Origin of the sequence: Beijerinckia sp. L45 (assembly GCF_009765775.1) — a bacterium.
Lineage (GTDB): Bacteria > Pseudomonadota > Alphaproteobacteria > Rhizobiales > Beijerinckiaceae > RH-AL1.
On sequence record NZ_LMUU01000125.1, the window covers coordinates 1 to 768 of the forward strand.

The following is a 768-nucleotide window of genomic DNA, read 5'->3' on the forward strand; positions in this document are numbered from 1 at the left end:
AGCTGCAGAGCTTTGATGCAGCGCTCGTGCCGGGCAGGGACATCCCCGCGCTGTGGGCTCAGGATGTCTCGAACGTTGCCGGCATCGCCGTCGGCTGGATCTATAGCGGATTGGTCTTCGCGGCTCCCGTTGCCGTGCCACCCACCCAGACGCAGCTTGCAGCTTCACTGACCGCTGCAGCCCGGGCCTCCAGCAACTCCATCACCAACCAGATCGCGGCGACCGAAACGCACCTCGCCGGGTATCAGAGCGCGGCCAACATGGTGCGCGCCGCAAACGGCGTGCCCTCGGCCGATCCCGACAAGACCGCGTTTGCCAATCTCGCAACGGCGATCGGTTTGCCGGCCACGACGCTTGCCGGCGTCGTCCTCGCCATGGATGCGACCTCCGTCGGCAACCTCGCGATCCTGATGACCCTTGAAGCGGCCGCGGCCGCGGCGACGACAGCGGCGCAGCTCGCAACAGCACTATCGACTTTTGAAGTCGCAATCGCCGCTGAAGTGGCCGCGCTTAATAAGGCCGGACTGACGACGACGATCGTGGTGCCTGCGGCGATCATCATCGCCGACATTAACGCGTGAGGCAGCCGATGTTCGCTCGCCTCCGCGCGCCGCTGGCGCTTGCCTTCCTTGCAGCCGCTCTATCGGCGACGCCGGCGGGCTCCAACACCAGTCTTCCGATCAAGAATGCAACTGGAGGTACGGTCAACGAGGATGCAATCGCATTGCCGAACGGCAATGTGGCGCCGACGCATGTGCTCGTAGACGG

Annotated in this window: 1 protein-coding gene; it reads left to right on the forward strand. The window is 65.0% G+C overall.

What is annotated here, in order from left to right:
- Nucleotides 1-581, forward strand: a 581-nt coding sequence (locus GSQ79_RS13335; protein WP_158809198.1) for a hypothetical protein, incomplete at its 5' end; no start/stop codon positions are given.
- Nucleotides 582-768: the final 187 nt, after the last annotated feature.